This is a genomic window from Pseudomonas sp. B19125, from assembly GCF_044218855.1.
Lineage (GTDB): Bacteria > Pseudomonadota > Gammaproteobacteria > Pseudomonadales > Pseudomonadaceae > Aquipseudomonas > Aquipseudomonas edaphica.
In genome coordinates this window covers 3,283,710-3,302,694 of record NZ_CP162589.1, presented here as the reverse complement: position 1 = coordinate 3,302,694, position 18,985 = coordinate 3,283,710, and the positions used below count along the sequence as shown (strand labels likewise).

General features: G+C 63.0%; 2 protein-coding genes. Both read right to left on the bottom strand.

Features of this window, described 5'->3' with window-relative positions; translation table 11 throughout:
* Positions 1-7: 7 nt before the first annotated feature.
* Positions 8-7,789: an amino acid adenylation domain-containing protein gene (locus AB4P96_RS15070; protein ID WP_395599724.1), complete on the bottom strand. Its 7,782-nt coding sequence runs from the start codon at positions 7,787-7,789 to the stop codon at positions 8-10.
* Between the two features lie 3 nt (positions 7,790-7,792).
* A complete protein-coding gene (locus AB4P96_RS15065; protein WP_395599723.1) occupies positions 7,793-18,808 on the bottom strand; it encodes an amino acid adenylation domain-containing protein in 11,016 nt (3,671 codons plus the stop codon).
* Positions 18,809-18,985 lie beyond the last annotated feature (177 nt).

The following is an 18,985-nucleotide window of genomic DNA, read 5'->3' as shown; positions in this document are numbered from 1 at the left end:
ACGCCCCTCAGGAAATCAATTTATCCAAATCTTCTGCTGATAGACGTTTGAGGGCCTCCAAGGATTTAGCCAATGCGTCCTGCACCGGTGAATTATTTGTTTGCCGGGTGGCGACATAGGCACTGAAATCCGCCAGGGTCGGGGTGGTGAAGATCGATTTGACGTCGAATTTGGCGTGCAACTGCTCGCGCAGGCGCACCACCACTTGGGTGGCCAACAGGGAATGCCCGCCCAATTCGAAGAAGTTGTCGTTCAGGCCCACCCGTTGCACGTCGAGCACTTCGGCCCAGATCGCGGCGATCTGTTGTTCCAGGTCGCTGCGCGGCGCCGCGTATTCGCGCGCCTGCAGGTTGGCGTCCACCTTCGGCAGCGCCTTGCGGTCGAGCTTGCCGTTGGGGCTCAGGGGCATCTGTTCCAGCAGCATCCATAGCGCGGGCACCATGTAGTCCGGCAGGTGTCGGGCCAAGTGCGCGCTTAATACGTCGCGCCAGTCGTCGGCGGCGTTTTGCAACACCAGGTAGCCCACCAGGTATTTGCCGTCGACGGCCAGCACCGCGGCTTCACGCACCCACTCGTGTTCGAGCAGGCGCGCTTCGATTTCACCCAACTCGATACGCAAGCCACGCAACTTGACTTGATGGTCGATACGCCCGGCATACTCGATCACGCCGTCGTCGCGATAGCGCGCCAGGTCGCCGGTGCGATACAGGCGCTCACCGTCGATAAAGGGGTTGGCAATGAAGCGCTCGGCGGTCAATGCCGGGCGGCGATGGTAACCCCGGGCCAGGCCGACACCGCCCAGGTACAGCTCGCCCAACACGCCCACCGGCGCCGGCTCAAAGTTGCCGTCGAGGATGTAGCAGCCCAGGTTGGCAATCGGGCGACCAATCGGCACCGCATCGCGACCTTCATTGATGCAGGTCCAGTGGGTCACGTCGATGGCGGCCTCGGTCGGACCGTAAAGGTTATACAACCCGGCTTGCGGTAGTTTGGCGAAGACCTGCTGTTGCGCATCCACCGGCAACGCCTCGCCGCTGCACACAATGCGGTGCAAGGTGTGGCAGGTCGCGACGGTCGGGTCTTGCAGGAATGCCTGCAACATCGAGGGTACAAAGTGCAGCGTGGTGACCTGTTCGGCATTGATCAGGCTGACCAGCCTGGCCGGATCACGGTGATCGCCGGGCGCAGCAACGACCAGGCGTGCGCCGGTCATCAGTGGCCAGAAGAACTCCCACACCGACACATCAAAGCTGAACGGGGTCTTTTGCAGCACGCTGTCGCTGACATCCAGGCCGTAGGCTTCCTGCATCCATTGCAGGCGGTTGGTCAGGGCCGCATGACGATTGCCGGCGCCTTTGGGCTGGCCGGTGGAACCGGAGGTGTAGATCACGTAGGCGAGGTTTTCGCCGTCCAGAGCAATACCCGGATTCTCTGCGCTAAAGTCTTCGAATCCAGTCTCGCCAAGTACCAGCGTTTCCAGGCCGTGTGGAATCGGCAACTGACCGAGTAGATGCGCCTGAGTGAGCAGCAGCTTCACGCCACTGTCTTCAAGCATGTAGGCCAGGCGCTCACGCGGATACTCCGGGTCCAGCGGCACGTATGCGCCACCAGCCTTGAGCACCGCCAGCAGGCCGATCACCATCTCGATGGAGCGCTCCACCGCCAGCCCCACCAGCGTGTCCGGCCCCACGCCCGCCTCGATCAGACGATGGGCCAGGCGATTGGCGCGACGGTTCAGCTCAGCGTAATTCAAGCGTTGCTCGGCAAACACCAGTGCCGGTGCCTCTGGCGTGAGCGCAACCTGCGCCTCAATCAGTTGCTGCACCGTTTGCTGCAACGGGTAATCGCAGGATGTGGCGTTCCAGTCCTCAATCACCTGTTGGCGCTCAGTGGCGTCGAGCATCGCCAGCTCACCCAGGCGTTGCTGCCCGCCCTCAAGCATCGCTTGCAGCAGGTTGACCAGATGCCGGCCGTAACCTTGCACCGTATTTTCGTGGAAATGCGCGCGGGCAAAGCTGAACTGCACCGACAGCGTTTCGCCCAGATCCACCAGCACCGTCAGCGGGAAGTTGGTTTGTTCATGGGCATGGGGCTCGCCAAACCGAATGCCGCTGCCGCCGCTTTGCGCCAGGGCTTTGGACACCGGGTAGTTTTCGAACACCAGGATATTGTCGAACAAGGCTTCACCGCCCTGCCCGGCCCAGCGCTGAATGTCATACAGGCCAGTGTGTTCATGCTCACGCAAGGCCAGGTTTTGCGCCTGCACGGCTTGCAACCAGTCGGCCACTGACACCTGCCCCTCGACCGCGCAGATCACCGGCAAGGTATTGATGAACAGACCGATCTGCTGCTCAACGCCCGCAAGCTCCGCCGGGCGACCGGCCACGGTAGCACCGAAGGCCACTACCGCCTGGCCGCTGTGACGCTGCAACAGAATCAGCCACGCCGCCTGGATCAAAGTATTGAGCGTGACTTTGTGGCTTCGGGCGAACGACTCAAGTTGAGTCGTGAGTGTGCGATCAAGCGCCAGTTGATACTCGCCATGCCCTTGCACCGCCATCGGTTGACTGCTGCCCAGCCGTGTCGGGGTTTGCAATGCACTCAATTGCTCACGCCAGAAGGCTTCGGTCGCAGCGGCATCACGCTGTTGCAGCCAACCGATGTAATCGCGATAGCGCCCGGCCGCTTCCGGCACTGCCACAGCGGCATAGCGTTGCAGCACTTCGCCGAACAGCCGCGAATTGCTCCAGCCGTCCATCAGGATGTGATGGCTGGTGTAGATCAACTCGTAGCACTGCTCATCGGTGCGCACCAGTACCAGCCGCACCAGTGGCGCCTTGGCCAGGTCAAAACCCTTGCGGCGCTGGGCCTGTTGCAGGTTGTGCAGTTCCAGTTCGCGCTCCGGCATGGCGCGCCAGTCCAGAACCTGAATCGGCAGCCGCGCTTCGCGGTATACCACCTGGCATGGCCATTCCAGCTGGCCTTCCCAGAAGAACCCGCTGCGCAGCACATCATGGGCCTGCACCGTGGCATCCCAGGCGTGCTGGAAGCGCGCCACATCCAGGCCTTGCGCCGTCACGCGAATCTGGTTGATGTAGTCGCCCGCCGTCTGCTCATAGAGGGTGTGAAAGAGCATGCCTTGCTGCATGGGCGACAAGGTGTAGATGTCTTCTACGGCATCGAACGCCAGCGGCAACGACTCCAGCTGCGATTGGTTCAAGCGCGATAACGGGAAATCCGAGGCGGTCACACCGCCATTGCCGGGCGTGCAGCAATGTTCTATCAGCGCGTTGAGTTCGCGGGTGTAGGCCGCGCTCAGCGTTTCGATCACCGCGGGGTCGAACATCAGCGGGCTGAACGTCCAGCCCAGTTGCAGTTCGCCGCCATAGACTTGGCCGTTGAGCGTCAGCCAGTTACCCAGCGGCGCATCCGGGCTTTGTTCGGCACCGGCACTTTCTGCGGCGGGCGCGAACAGGGTGTCCGGTTGGTCGAAACTGCCGTCAACCTGGCCCAGGTAGTTGAAGGTGATGCGCGGCGCTGGCAAAGCACTGAACGCCTCACGTGTGGCGTCATCGCCCAGGTAACGCAAAGCGCCAAAACCCAAGCCTTTATGCGGCACGCTGCGCAATTGCTCCTTGATCTGTTTGATCGAAACCGCCAGGGACACGTCGGGGGTCAGGCGCACCGGAAACAGGCTGGTGAACCAGCCCAGGGTGCGCGTCAGGTCAATGTCGTCAAACAGGTCTTCACGGCCATGGCCCTCCAGCTGGATCAGGCTTGAGGCGTGGCCCGTCCACTGGCAGATCACCCGCGCCAGGGCCGTGAGCAGCAGGTCGTTGATCTGAGTGCGGTAGGCCGTCGGCGCCTGTTGCAGCAATTGCCGGGTGCGTTCGGCATCCAGTTGGCTGACCACAGTCTCAGCCAGTCGCCCGGGACGCGCGCCTTGCGGGTCGCGGCACGGCAAGTCGGTGGCCGCACCCTGCAGCTGTTGCAGCCAAAAGGCTTGCTCGGACGCCATCGCAGCGCTACGGGCGTGGGCTTGCAAGCGCTCGGCCCAGGCTTTGAATGAAGAGGTCTTGGCCGGCAATTTTTGTTCGCGATACAGCGCTTGCAGGTCTTCAAGGAACACCCGCCAGGACACGCCGTCCACCACCAAGTGGTGCATTACCAGCAACAGGCGCTGGGAACCGTCTGCCAGCTCGACCAGTACCGCACGCAGCAATGGCCCCTGTTGCAGGTCGAGGCTGCGCTGGGCTTTTTCGCAGAGCGCGGTCAACTCGCTGGCATCTGCCACCTTGGCTTGCCACAGTACCTGTGTGCCAGCCGCAGCATGCTCGGCTTGCCAACCCTCAAGGTGCTGGCTGAAGCGCAAACGCAGCACATCGTGGTGAGCAATCAGGCCCTGCAACGCGGCTTCCAGACGATCGCCCTGAAGCGCTTGGCGTGGCGTCAGCAAGAAGGACTGGTTCCAGTGATGCGGGTCCGGCAGCTGCATCTCGAAGAACAACTGCTGGAACGGCAGCAACGGCGTCTCACCCTGCACCGAACCTTGGTCGATCACCCGCGCGGTTTGCAACTGCGCCACCCGCGCGAGGCTGCGCACGGTTTGATGCTGGAACAACGCCTTGGCGGTGAAATGAATACCGGCGGCACGTGCGCGACTGACCACCTGAATCGAGATGATCGAGTCACCGCCGCGCTCAAAGAAATTGTCATTCAACCCCACCTGCTCGATGCCCAGCACGTCGGCCCAGATGGCGGCGATCTGCTGCTCCAGCGCGCTTTGCGGGGCTTCATATTGCTGCGTGGCTTCGGGCTTTGGCAGCGCCTTGCGGTCAAGCTTGCCGTTGGGGCTCAGCGGCATCTGCTCCAGCAGCATCCATTGTGCGGGCACCATGTAATCCGGCAGTGTTTCGGCAAGATGAGCGCCGAGCACATCGCGCCAATCATCCGCTGCGTTTTGCAGCACCAGGTAGCCCACCAGGTATTGACTGTCCGGTGCCAACACGGCCGCTTCGCGGACGTAATCGTGTTCCAGTAAACGCGCTTCGATTTCGCCCAATTCGATACGCAGGCCACGCAACTTGACCTGATGATCGGCACGCCCGGCATATTCAATCACGCCGTCTGCGCGATACCGCGCCAGGTCGCCGCTGCGGTACAGACGCTCACCGCTGACAAAGGGATGGGCGATAAAACGCTCGGCGGTCAATGCCGGACGTCGGTGATAACCACGGGCCAGGCCGAGACCGCCCAGGTAAAGCTCGCCCAGCACGCCAATCGGTACCGGTTCGAAATGGCTGTCGAGGATGTAGCAGCCCAGATTGGCAATCGGGCGACCAATCGGCACGGCGTCACGCCCTTCATCGACACAGGTCCAGTGGGTCACGTCGATGGCGGCTTCGGTTGGACCGTAGAGGTTATAGAGCCCGGCTTGCGGCAGTTTGGCCATGACTTGCTGTTGCGCATCCACCGGCAGCGCCTCGCCGCTGCACACGATGCGCTGCACGCTGTGGCAGGTCGAAACCGCCGGGTCTTGCAGGAACGCCTGCAACATCGAGGGTACAAAGTGCAGCGTGGTGATCTGTTCGGCAGTGATCAGGCTGACCAACCGGGCCGGATCACGGTGATCGCCCGGTGCTGCAACGACCAGGCGCGCGCCGGTTATCAGTGGCCAGAAGAACTCCCACACCGACACGTCGAAGCTGAACGGGGTCTTTTGCAGCACGCTGTCGCTGGCGCCCAGGCCATAGGCCTCCTGCATCCATTGCAGGCGATTGAGCAGCGCTGAATGGCGGTTGCCGGCGCCTTTGGGTTGGCCGGTGGAGCCGGAGGTGTAGATCACGTAGGCGAGGTTTTCGCCGTCCAGCGCGAAATCCGGGTTTGCGTCGCTGTAGCTGTCGAAGCCGGACTCACCCAGCACCAGGGTTTCCAATCCTTGTGGGATCGGCAACTGTTCGAGCAAATGCGCCTGAGTCAGCAGCAGCTTCACGCCGCTGTCTTCAAGCATGTAGGCCAGGCGCTCACGCGGGTATTCCGGGTCCAGCGGCACATACGCGCCACCGGCCTTGAGCACCGCCAATAGCCCCACCACCATCTCGATGGAGCGCTCCACCGCCAGCCCCACCAGCGCATCCGGGCCAACGCCGGCCTCGATCAAACGATGGGCCAGGCGATTGGCGCGGCGGTTCAGTTCGGCGTAACTCAGCGAAACGTCACCAAAACGCAATGCCGGTGCATCCTGTTGCGCCAGCACCTGCGCTTCAATCAACTGATGCACCCACTGGCCTTGCGGGTAGGCGCGCTCGGTGGCATTCCACTGGTAGAGGAGTTGTTGGCGCTCCGTGGCGTCCAGCGTCGCCAGGTCCTGCAAGGCCATTGCAGGGTTGGCCACGGCGGCGCGCAACAGGTTCAGCCAATGGCCCAGCATGCGCGAGGCGGTCGCCGTGTTGAACAAATCGGTGGCATAGGTCAGGGAGGCCCAGAGGCCGTCGCCGGTTTCCTGGGTATCCAGGCTCAGGTCAAACTGGGCGCTTTGGGTTTCCAGTTCGAGGCTGGCCACACGCAGGCCCGGCAGTTGCTGCTCTGCGGATGGGGTCTTGGCCTGGTGATTGAACATCACCTGAAACAGCGGGTTATGGCTAAGGCTGCGTTCGGGTTGCAGCGCTTCGACCAGTTGCTCGAAGGGCAAATCCTGATGGGCCTGGGCTTCCAACGCGCGGCGCTTGGTGTGTTGCAGCAGCTGGGCGAAGGTCATCTGGCCGTCGAGATCGGCCTTGAGCACCTGCGTGTTGACGAAAAAGCCGATCAGCGATTCGGTCTCGACGCGGTTGCGGTTGGCGATCGGCACGCCGACGCGAATGTCCGACTGCCCGCTGTAGCGATACAGAAATACCTGAAACGACGCCAACAGCAGCATGAATAGCGTCACCCCTTCGCGCTGGGCCAGGGCCTTGAGACCGGCGACCAGGGAGGGTTCCAGGGCAATGTCCTGGCGTGCGCCAAGGAAACTCTGCTGTGCTGGGCGCGGGTGATCGAGCGGCAGCTCCAGCACCGGCTGCGTGCCACTGAGCAGCTCACGCCAGTAATCCAGTTGACGGGCCTTCTCCCCCGCCTCCATCCAGCGGCGTTGCCACAACGCGTAATCGGCATACTGGATCGGCAGCGGTACCAACGTGCACTCCTGGCCCTGGCTGTAGGCGGCATAAAGCTGCATCAACTCTTGCACCATCACGCCCATCGACCAACCGTCAGAGACGATATGGTGCTGAACCAGCACCAGCACATGCTCTTCTTCGCTTAGGCCGAACAAGCTGACCCGCAATAACGGACCTTGCTGCAAATCGAAAGGTCGGGCGATTTCAGCTTCGACGCTTGCTTTTAGCCCGGCCTCGTCGGCTGAGTGTTCAGCGATCTCGATCACAGCCTGGGCCAATACTTGCTGGGCACGCTGCTCGCCCTCCAGGTGCAAACGGGTGCGCAGGCTTTCATGGCGTGTCACCAGCGTGTCGAAGCTGCGCTGCAGCGCGGCCTTGTCCAGGCGCCCGCTCAGGCGCAAGGCGCCGGGGACGTGATAGGCCGCGCTGTCCGGGTCCAGTTGCCAGAGAAACCACTGGCGCTCCTGGGCATAAGACAGCTGCGCGTGTTGGCCGTCCTCGCGAATCGAGGCGATCGGCAGTTGCGCGAAACTCATGCCACGGCTTTGCAGGCGTTGGTAGAACTGTTGACGCTGTTCCAGAGGCAGGCGAAGAAAGCGCGAAACCAGATCGATATTAGGGTTGGAAAGCATGGTTCAAATCGCCTCTAGTTCGCTCAAAAAGTCACGAAGATCATCAAAGTCTTCCGCGCTGCCGGCGCGGAAGGTGGCAGCGGCCTGGGCATAGGCGCGCAACGTTTCAGTCTGGAACACTTCCACCAGCGGCACTTCCAGCCCCAGTTCGGCCTGCACCCGCGAGGTGATCTGGATCGCCAGCAGGGAGTGGCCGCCCACTTCGAAGAAGTTGTCGTCCAGGCCCACGCGGGGCAGGTGCAGAATCTCGGCCCAGATCGCGGCAATCTGCTGCTCAAGCTCGGTTTGCGGGGCGACGTAGTGCTGCTGCATCAGGCTAGCATCCGGCTCGGGCAGGCCCTTGCGGTCGAGTTTGCCGTTGGGGGTCAATGGCATTTGGTCCAGGAACATGAAGTGCGTGGGCACCATGTAATCCGGTAGCCGGGTTTTCAGGGCACGGCGCAGGCTGTCGCGGAACGCGGTGTGGTCGAGCTGCACGGTGGCAGGCACTACATAGGCGACCAATTGCTTACCGGCCTGGCCTTCCTGGGCCACGACGACGGTTTCGCCGACGCTGTCCTGCTCGCGCAGGCGTGCTTCGATCTCGCCCAACTCAATACGGAAACCACGAATTTTCACCTGATGGTCGACACGCCCGAGGTAATCCACCACGCCGTCCGCACGGCCACGGGTCAGGTCGCCGCTGCGGTAAACGCGGCTGCCAGGCTTGCCGAACGGGTCCGGCACAAAACGCTCGGCGGTGAGTGCCGGGCGCTCCAGATAACCACGGGCCACGCCTTCGCCGCCGAGGTACAGCTCACCAGCCACGCCGATGGGTTGCAGGTTGAGTTGTGAGTCCAGCACGTAGCCGCTGCGGTTGCCCAACAGTGTGCCGATCGGCGCATAGACCGCGCCGCACGGATCGCCGCGACGGGCTTTCCACAGCAGCGGCGTGACCACGGTTTCGGTCGGGCCGTAGCCGTTGAACAAGTAGGTCGGTTTCAGTGCGCGCCACGCCAGGTCGTAACTGGCCTGCGCCACCGCATCGCCGCCGAAGCAGTACACGCGCACATTGGGCGGGTTGCCATCGCGCTCGGCATGCTCGGCCAACTGTTGCAGGTACACCGGCGGGAACACGGCCATGGTCACGTGGTGACGGTGCATTTGCGCGTAGGTGTATTCCGGCAGCCACAGGCTGTCGTCGCGGATCAGTACGCTGGCGCCGTTGATCAGCGGGTGCATCCAGCCTTCGTGGGAGCCGTCAAAGGCAAATGACATGAAATGCAATTCGCAATCGGCCGGGCTGGTTTCGTAGCGTTCCCCGGTGGCGATGATGTGCGCCACCAGTGGCCCGTGGGAAACGGCCACGCCCTTGGGCATGCCGGTGGAGCCGGAGGTGTAGATCACGTAGGCGAGGTTATCGCCATCCAGATTTACCTGCGGCGCGGTATCGCTGTAGCCGGTCCAGTCTTCGGTGCGGTCAATGGCCAGTGTGTCCAGACCCTCGGCGAGCGGCAATTGCGGCAAGGCGCTGGTGTGGCTCAGCAGCAACTTGGCGCGGCTGTCTTGCATCATGTACAGCAAACGATCACGCGGGTATTCGATGTCCAGCGGCACATACACGCCACCGGCTTTCATCACTGCGAGGAACGCCACCATGATTTCCGCACTGCGCGGCATGGCAATCGCCACCCGCACTTCCGGGCCGACGCCACGAGCGATCAGCGCATGGGCCAGGCGGTTGGCCTGGCGGTCCAGCTCGTCATAAGTCAGGGTTTGTGCATCGAACTTGACCGCCACCGCATCCGGGGTTTCCCGGGCGCGATCGGCGAACAGTTCGTGTACCAGGCGCTCGGCCGGGAAACCGGCGTCGGCCTGGTTCCACAGCTGCAGGATGTGCTGTTGCTCATCCTGGCTGAGCAGGTTCAACTGGCTGATGGGCTGCTGCTGGTCGGCAATCATCGCCTGCAACAGGTTCTGCCAGTGGCGTGCCATGCGTTCAATGGTCGACGCTACGAACAGGTCGGTCGCATAGCTCAGGGACGCACTCAACTGGTCACGGGACTCCTCGATGTCCAGGGTAAGGTCGAAATGCGCAGCCGTTTCATCCCAGCTCACCGGGCTCATGTCCAACTGCGCCAGGCGCTGTAAATGCTCGCTGGCCTGGCTGATGTGGTGGTTGAACGCCACCTGGAACAACGGGCTCAAACTCAGGCTGCGCTCAGGTTGCAGGGCCTCGACCAGTTGCTCGAACGGCAGGTCCTGATGGGCCTGGGCTTCCAGGGCGCGCTGTTTGACCTGCTGCAGCAACTGGGCAACGGTGGTTTGCGCGTCGATCTCGGCCTTGAGCACCTGGGTGTTGACGAAGAAGCCGATCAGCCGTTCGGTTTCTACGCGGTTGCGGTTGGCGATTGGCACGCCGACACGGATGTCCTGCTGGCCGCTGTAGCGATGCAACAGCGCGTGGTAGGAGGCCAGCAACAGCATGAACAGCGTCACACCTTCGCGCTGGGCCAACGACTTGAGGCCATCGAGCAACGGGGTCGGCAGCGCCATATACAAACGCGCGCCGCGATGGGACGGTACCGCAGGGCGCTGGTGATCAAAAGGCAACTCCAGCACCGGTTGCTCGCCGCCGAGCAGTTCACGCCAGTAGTCGAGCTGGCGCGCCTTTTCACCGGCTTCCATCCAATCGCGCTGCCATTTTGCGTAGTCGGCGTATTGGATCGGCATCGCCGGCAATTGCAGGGCCTGGTCTTGGCTGTAGGCCGTATACAACTGCACCAGTTCGTCGACCATCACTTGCATCGACCAGCCGTCGGAGATGATGTGATGTTGCACCAGGACCAGCACATGCTCGTCTTCAGCCAGGCGCAAGAGGCTCACACGCATCAGCGGCCCCTGGCGCAGATCGAACGGTTGCGCCACCAGCGCTTGCACCCTGGATTTGAGCTGCGCTTGGTCGGTGAGCGCGAATGCGAGTTCGATCCGCGCCTGTGGGCTGACCACTTGCACCGTGCGGTCGGTTTCTTGCTGAAAATGCGTGCGCAGGCTGTCGTGACGCGCCACCAGGGTATCGAAGGCACGTTGCAGGGCGCAGCGGTCCAGCGGACCTTTCAAGCGCAGCGCACTCGGCACGTGATAGGCCGAACTGTGCGGGTCCAGTTGCCAGAGGAACCACTGCCGATCCTGGGCATAGGACAGCAACAATGGCTGATCGCGATCCGCCGCCACCATCGCCGGCGCCGAAGCGCTGACCGCGGCCAGAGTGTTGACCCCAGCCAGAGTGTTAACAAAGTCGCCCAGCACGGGCTGCTCAAACAGCGTGCGCAGTGCAACTTCGAGCCCCAGGCCATGGCGCAAGCGGGACACCACTTGCGTGGCGAGCAACGAATGCCCGCCCATCTCGAAGAAGTGATCGTTGAGCCCTACCCGTACGGCGCCCAGCACCTGGGCCCAGATGGCCGCGACACGTTGCTGGGTCTCGGTGACCGGTGCAACCCAATCGACCAGAGCTTGGCTGGTATCCGGCTTGGGCAGCGCGGCACGGTCGAGCTTGCCGTTGGGGCTCAGCGGCAGGCGCTCCAGCACCAGCAGATGCGCCGGCACCATGTAGTCCGGCAGCTCTTGGCGCAACGCGGCCTTGAGCTGCGTGCGCAACTGGGCCTGCTCGGTGTCGGACAATGACTGGCTGGCCACGATATAGCCGACCAACTGGTTGTCCGCCGCGATCACCAGCGCCTCGCGCACACTGGCCTGGACCAGCAGGCGCGCTTCGATTTCACCCAACTCGATACGGAAACCTCGCACCTTGACCTGATGGTCGATTCGCCCCACGTACTCGATCATCCCATCGGCGCGATAGCGCGCCAGGTCACCGGTGCGGTACAAACGGCCGACGCCGTCAGCACAGAAAGGATCGGGAATGAAGCGGTGGGCCGTCAGGTCCGCACGCTTGAAATAACCCCGCGCCAGCAGCGGCCCGCCGATCACCAACTCGCCGGCGACACCTACCGGCACCGGGTTGAGGTTGGCATCCAGCAGGTAAATGGCACGGCCATCCAGCACGCGGCCAATCGGCATCATCGACGGCAAGGCTTCACGGCCCTCGACATACGCGGCGCAGTCCAGGGCAGTGGCGGTCACGGTGGCTTCGGTAGGCCCGTAGGTATTGAGCAGCCGCACATGCTGCAAGCCTGCTGCGCGCCAGGCATTCAGCCCTTCAGGCGGCATGGCTTCGCCGCCAATGTGCAGTTGGCGCAGGCGCCCATAATCACGTGGGCCTAGGTCTGCAAAGTCGCGCACCAGAGACAGCCAATAGGCCGTGGTCAGGTCGACCACGGAAATATCGTGTTCAATCAGTTGCTGGTAGAAGGTGTCGCTGTCCCACAGTTCGCCACCGCGTACCACCACCGCCGCACCGCAGCACAGCGCCGGGTAGAGCTGCTCGACAAAACCGTCGAAGTTGAAGGTGCCAAATTGCAGCACGCGGTCATGGGCCTGCAGCGCAAACAGTTCGGTGAACACCTCCACATGCCGGGCCAGGGACGCCAGGTCGATGCCCACGCCTTTTGGCCTGCCGGTCGAGCCGGAAGTGAACATCACGTAGGCCAGGTTGGCCGGCTGCGCCCTCGACACGGGGTTTTCAGCACTGTAATCGGCCAACCAGTCTGCGCCGGACTCCAGGCACACAAGCGTCAGGTTCGCGCTGATCGGCAGATGCGCCACCAACGGCTGCTGAGTCAGCAGTAATTGCAGACCGCTGTCCTCGATCATGCATTGCAGGCGTTCGGCCGGGTATTTCGGGTCCAGCGGCACATAAGCGCCACCGGACTTGAGCACCGCCAGCAAGCCAACGATCATTTCCAGGGAACGGTCCACCGCCACGCCCACCAGGGTGTCGGCGCTGACGTCCAACGTGATCAGACGATGGGCCAGGCGATTGGCGCGCAGGTTGAGGTCGGCGTAGGTCATACGCTGCTGGTCCAGGATCAGTGCGATGTTTTGCGGGTGCAGCGCGGCTTGTTGTTCGAAGCGCTGCAATACGCTTGCCTTGGCCGTTTGAGCAACACTGCGCGGGTTCCAGTCTTGCAGCACGCGGGTGTATTCAGGGTCCAACAGCAAGGGGATGGCGCCCACGGCTTGCTCCGGCGCCTGGATAAATTGCTGCAGCAAGCCCTGCAAGTAGTTGCCAATGTGCTGCACGGTGTCGGTGGCAAACTGCGCACGCAGGTATTCCAGGTGCAGGCTCAGGCGCTCGCCGCCGTGCACGGTCAGTGTCAACGGGTAGTTGGTGCGCTCCTGATGACTGACGCCACTGAAACGCAAACCGCCCTCGCCCGACTGTTCCAGCGTCTTGGCCACCGGGAAGTTTTCGAACACCACCAGCGTGTCGAATAATGCCTCACCGGCCGAACCGGCCCAGCGCTGGATATCAAACAGCGGCGTGTGTTCATGCTCGCGCATTTCCAGGTTCAGTGCCTGTACGCATCGCACCCAATCGCTGACGCTTTGCGCCGGGCTGGCGGCGGCAATCAGCGGCAAGGTGTTGATGAACAGGCCGACTTGCTGCTCGACATCCGCCAACTGCGCCGGGCGCCCGGACACCGTCACCCCACAGGCGACGCTGGACTGGCCGGTGTAGCGTTGCAGCAGCAACAGCCACGCCGATTGCACCAGGGTGTTGAGGGTCACTTGGTGTGCACGGGCGAAGGCCGTCAGGCGCTGAGTCTGGATAGCATCCCACTCACACAGGACTTCACCGTATTCACCCGCACTCTGCGCTGGGCTCTTGGCCACACTGCGCGCCAGGTGCGTCGGCTCGTCCAACTGCGCCAGGCGCTGGCGCCAAAAGGCCTCGCCCAACGCCGGATCCTGCTGCTGCAACCAGGCGATGTGCTGGGAAAACCCCGCGCCCACCGGCGCCAATGCCTGGCCCTTGCAGGCCTGCAGCACTTCATTGAGCACCAGTGCGTTACTCCAGCCATCCATCAGGATGTGATGGCTGGTGTAGATCAAGTGCCAGCAGTCTTCAGCCGTACGTACCAACGCCACTCGCAGCAACGGCGGACGCGCCAGCTCGAAGCCCTCGCGGTGGTGCTCGGCGGCCAGGCTACCCAGGGCGGCGGGAAGGTCCTGACGGCCACGCCAGTCGAGATCGGTGAACGGCAAGCTGACCTGTCGATACACCACTTGCAGGGCCTGGCCCTGGTCGTCCTGCCAGACAAACCCGGTGCGCAACATGTCATGCCGTGCCAGCACTTGCGCCCAGGCGCGCTGGAAGACTGCCACGTCCAGCCCGTGCACATCGGCGCGCAGCTGGCTGACGTAAATATCATCCTCGCCCTGTTGGTAGAGGCTGTGAAACAGCATGCCCTGTTGCATCGGCGACAGCGGGTACAGGTCCTGCACGTCCCTTGCCGGCAGTGCCAACTCGTCGAGCTGGGGCTGGGTCAATTGCGCCAGGGTCACGTCGGCCGGTGTCAGGCCGCCCTGTTTAGGGTCGACGCAATGCGCGATCAGTGCCAGCAGTTCCTGCTGGTAATCATCCGCCAGCTGCTGGACAGTCGCGACCTCGAACATTTCACGGCTGAACCCCCACTGCAGGGCCAATTCACCGCCGTACACCTGCCCCTCCACCGTCAGCCAGTTAGCCAGCGGCGCCTCCGGGTCTTGAGCCTGCCCACTGCCCTGGGTGGCGGGAACGAACAGCGCCGACTCGTTGAACTGGCGGTCGAACTGCCCCAGGTAGTTGAACGTGATGCGTGGCGCGGCCAGGTTCGAGAGGGCTTCACGGGCGTCAGGCGGGCCGAGGTAGCGCAGCTGGCCGTAGCCAATGCCTTTGTGCGGCACGGCGCGCAGTTGCTCCTTCACCGACTTGATCGCCGCCGACAGCTCGCCATCGGCTTGCAGGCGCACCGGGAACAGGCTGGTAAACCAGCCGACGGTACGGCTCAGGTCGAGCGTATCGAACAGGTCTTCACGGCCATGGCCTTCCAGCTGGATCAGCGCGGCAGGCTGCCCGCTCCAGCGGCTGACCACGCGCGCCAGCGCGGTTAGCAGCAAGTCATTGACCTGGGTGCGGTAGGCCGCCGGGGCGTCTTGCAGCAGTTGACGGGTGTGTTCGGCGCTCAAGCGGATTTCGAGCTTGCTGCCCAGGCGATTCTGCAGGCCGCCCTGGGGGTTGTCGCAGGGCAGATCGGCGCTCGCGGTCTGGGCCTGCCAATACGGCAGTTGGTTATCCAGCGTCAGCGCATGGGCCTGCAACTGCTGCGCCCAGTCTTGGTAGGCACTGGTCTTGGCCGGCAGCGCAGCGTTGCGGTAAGCCTGCTGCAGGTCTTCGAGCAGGATGCGCCACGACACGCCATCGACCACCAGGTGATGCACCACCAGCAGCAGGCGCTGGGCGCCGTCTGCCATCGAGACCAGTACCGCGCGCAGCAGCGGACCCTGTTCAAGGTTGAGGCTGCCGTGTGCCTTGTCGCAAAGTGCGGCCAGCTCAGCCTCGTCAGCGACTTGGGCCTGCCACACTGAAGCACTTGCAACCGGCTCGGCGTGGGCCTGCTGCCAACCGTCTGCCTGGCGCACAAAACGCAGGCGCAGGGCGTCATGGTGGTTAATCAAACGGGTCAAGGCCGCGTCAATGCGCGCGGGCTCCAGGGCTTCACGCGGGGCCAACAGCAGCGACTGGTTCCAATGCTGGCGCGCCGGGATCACCTGCTCGAAAAAGCTGTGTTGCACGGGCGTGAGGATCACCTCGCCGCTGACTGGCCCCTGATCGATAACCGCCGCCTGTTCAAAGCTCGCCACCAGCGCCAGGCTGCGCACGCTCTGGTACTGGAACAGGTCACGCGGGCTGAGGCGAATCCCCGCCTGACGGGCGCGGCTGACCACTTGGATGGAGATAATCGAGTCGCCACCCAGCTCGAAGAAGTTGTCGTCCAGACCGACTTGCGCGGCGTCGAGCACATCACTCCAGATTGCCGCCAGGGCTTTTTGCAGGGCGTTTTCAGGCGCGATAAAGGCTTGCTGCGGCGCAGCATCCGGCAACGGCAGCGCCTTGCGGTCGAGCTTGCCGTTGGCAGTGACCGGCAGTTTGGCCAGGGTGACGAAGTGCGTGGGCACCATGTATTCCGGCAGGCTGCTGAGCAACCAGGCCTTGAGGTCGCTCGGCGCTTCACCCTCGTTAACCAGGTAGGCAACCAGCTGTTTGCCGCCCTGCACCAGCACCACCGCTTCGCGCACCTGCGGGTGTTGCATCAGCCGGGTTTCGATTTCGCCCAGCTCGATACGCAAGCCGCGCAGCTTGACCTGATGGTCGAGGCGGCCGAGGTACTCGATCACGCCATCGGCACGCTGGCGCACGCGGTCGCCGGTGCGATAGAGGCGCTCTCCGTCAACAAAAGGGCTCGGCACAAAGCGTTCGGCGGTCAAGCCCGGGCGGCGGTGATAGCTGCGCGCCAGGCCGACGCCGCCCAGGTACAACTCGCCAGAGACACCGGCGGGCACCGGGTTGAGCTGGGCGTCGAGGACATAGGTGGCCAGGTTGGCAATCGGACGACCGATGGGCACGCTGTCGGCGCCTTCGTCGACGCATGTCCAGTGGGTGACGTCGATGGCGGCTTCGGTGGGGCCGTAGAGGTTGAACAAACCCGTCGCTGGCAGTTTGGCGAACACCTGCAACTGCGCGTCCAACGGCAAGGCTTCGCCGCTGCACACGATGCGTTTGAGGCTCGTACAAGCCTGCACGCCCGCCTCATGGATAAACGCCTGGAGCATCGACGGCACGAAGTGCAAGGTGGTAATGGCGTGACGGCCGATGGTCTGGATCAGTCGCGCCGGCTCGCGATGTTCGCCAGGAGCGGCGACCACCAGCCGAGCGCCGGTCATCAATGGCCAGAAAAATTCCCACACCGACACATCAAAGCTGAACGGGGTTTTCTGCAAGACCGCATCGCTGGCGTCCAGGCCGTAAGCCTGCTGCATCCAGCACAAGCGGTTGACCAGCGCGCGATGGCTGTTGCCGGCGCCCTTGGGTTTGCCGGTGGAACCGGAGGTGTAAATCACGTAGGCCAAGTTGAGCGCCTGGATGGCCACGGCCGGTGATTCACTGCTATAGCCGGCAAGCCAACCCGGCGCCTGGTCCAGAACGATCACTTGCACGCCATTAATCGGCAGCGAAGCCTGCAGGCTTTGCTGGCTGAGCAACAGCGTGATGCCGCTGTCTTCGATCATGTAGGCGAGGCGTTCCTGGGGGTATTCGGGGTCCAACGGCACATAGGCACCGCCGGCCTTGAGGATCGCCAACAGGCCCACCACCATCTCGACCGAACGCTCCACACAGATACCCACCAGCACGTCAGGGCCAACGCCCTGCTCGCGCAAGGCATGGGCCAACTGGTTGGCGCGGGCGTCGAGCTGGGCATAGCTCAACGTGGTCGCACCAAACACCAGCGCCGGAGCATCCGGGGTGCGCTGTACCTGCTCTTCAATGAGCCGATGCACTCCTTGCGCGGTCGGGTACGCCTGGGCCGTCTGGTTCCATGCCTGGACCAGCACCTGCTGCTCATCGGCGGCCAGCATCGGCAACTCACCGATGCGGTGTTCGTCGCCGGAAACCATGGCCTGCAGCAGGCTGATCCAGTGCTGGGCCATGCGCGTTATGGAGGGCGCGTCAAACAGGTCGTTGGCGTAGGTCAACGCAGCCTGCAAGGTGCCGGACTTTTCATAGGTATCCAGGGTCAGGTCGAACTGGGTGGTACGGCCTTGCCACTCCACCAGCGCCAGTTCCAGGCCGGAGGCGGTGCTCACCGTGGCAATGTCCGCTACCACCGGCTGGTGGTTGTACATCACCTGAAACAGCGGCGTATGGCTCAGGCTGCGCTCGACCTTGAGGGCTTCCACCAGACGCTCGAACGGCAGCTCCTGATGGGCCTGGGCGCCGAGGGCGTGCTCCTTGATGCCCTGCAACAGTTCGGCGACACGGGTTTGCCCGGTTAACTCGGTACGCAGAACCTGAGTGTTGACGAAAAAACCGATCAGCCCTTCGACCTCACTGCGATTACGATTGGCGATCGGCACACCGACGCGGATATCGCCCTGCCCCGTGTAGCGATGCAACAACACGTTGAAAGCGCCCAGCAGCAACATGAACAGGGTGACGTTGTGCTTTTGCGCGCAACTACGCAGCTGCGCGGCGAGGCCTGAATCGATGGCGAAATTATGCCGGGTGCCCTGGTAGCTGGGCATGGCCGGACGCGGGCGATCGGTGGGCAGTTCCAGCACCGGATGCTCATCACCCAGACGTGCCTGCCAGTATTCAAGCTGGCGTGCCTGCTCCCCCGCTTCCAGCCAACGGCGCTGCCACAGGGCGTAGTCGCTGTACTGGATCGGCAGCGCCGGCAATTGCGGCGTCTCGTGGCGTTCGTGGGCGTCGTAGCAGCGAATGAACTCGTCGATCAGCACATTCATCGACCAGCCATCGGAGACGATGTGGTGCAGGGTCAGCAGCAGCACATGCTCTTGCGCATCGAGCTTGAGCAATTGCACGCGCAGCAGTGGGCCGTTTTCCAGATCGAACGGCAGCAGTGATTGACGGGTCGCCGCCTGGTTGACGGCCTGCTCGCGTTCGTCAAAGCCCAGCGCACTGAAGTCCAGAGGCTCGACGGCAACCGACGGCTCGATGGCAACTTGCAGCAAACGATCGTCGGCCTGGCGCTGGAAGACCGTGCGCAGGGTTTCATGACGTGTCACCAGGCTTGCGAATGCCTGTTCCAGTGCGCGCAGGCTGAGGGCGCCCTTGAGCCGCACGGCGCCGGGCAGGTTGTATGCGCCACTGGCCGGGTCCAGTTGCCACAGAAACCACATGCGCTGCTGCGCGTAGGACAGCGCCTGGCGATCCTCCACGTCCACGCCCGCCGGAATCGGAAACCGGGAAAAATCCACGCCTTCTTTCTGCAGGGCTTGCAGGAAAACCTGGCGCTTTTCCAGGGGCAACCCGATAAACCGGCGAGCAAGTTTCAAGGAGTCTTCAGCATTCATTTCTTGGAGTCCGGAACAATAGGCAGGAAGCACAAAGGCACGTCGTCCCTATAAAACGAACCGGACAAGGAAAAATTAGCGGGGCGTAAGCGGCGTGAAGCGCGGTGTCATCAAGGGTTACATCAATCTCAGCCAAGGCTCGCAAACTCAGGCTAGCATTGACGAACACCACTTTTT

What these genes read in the sequence shown, in the direction of transcription:
- AB4P96_RS15070 (WP_395599724.1), bottom strand. Translation starts at nt 7,789, where the DNA reads ATGCTTTCCAACCCTAATATCGATCTGGTTTCGCGCTTTCTTCGCCTG.
- AB4P96_RS15065 (WP_395599723.1), bottom strand. Translation starts at nt 18,808, where the DNA reads ATGAATGCTGAAGACTCCTTGAAACTTGCTCGCCGGTTTATCGGGTTG.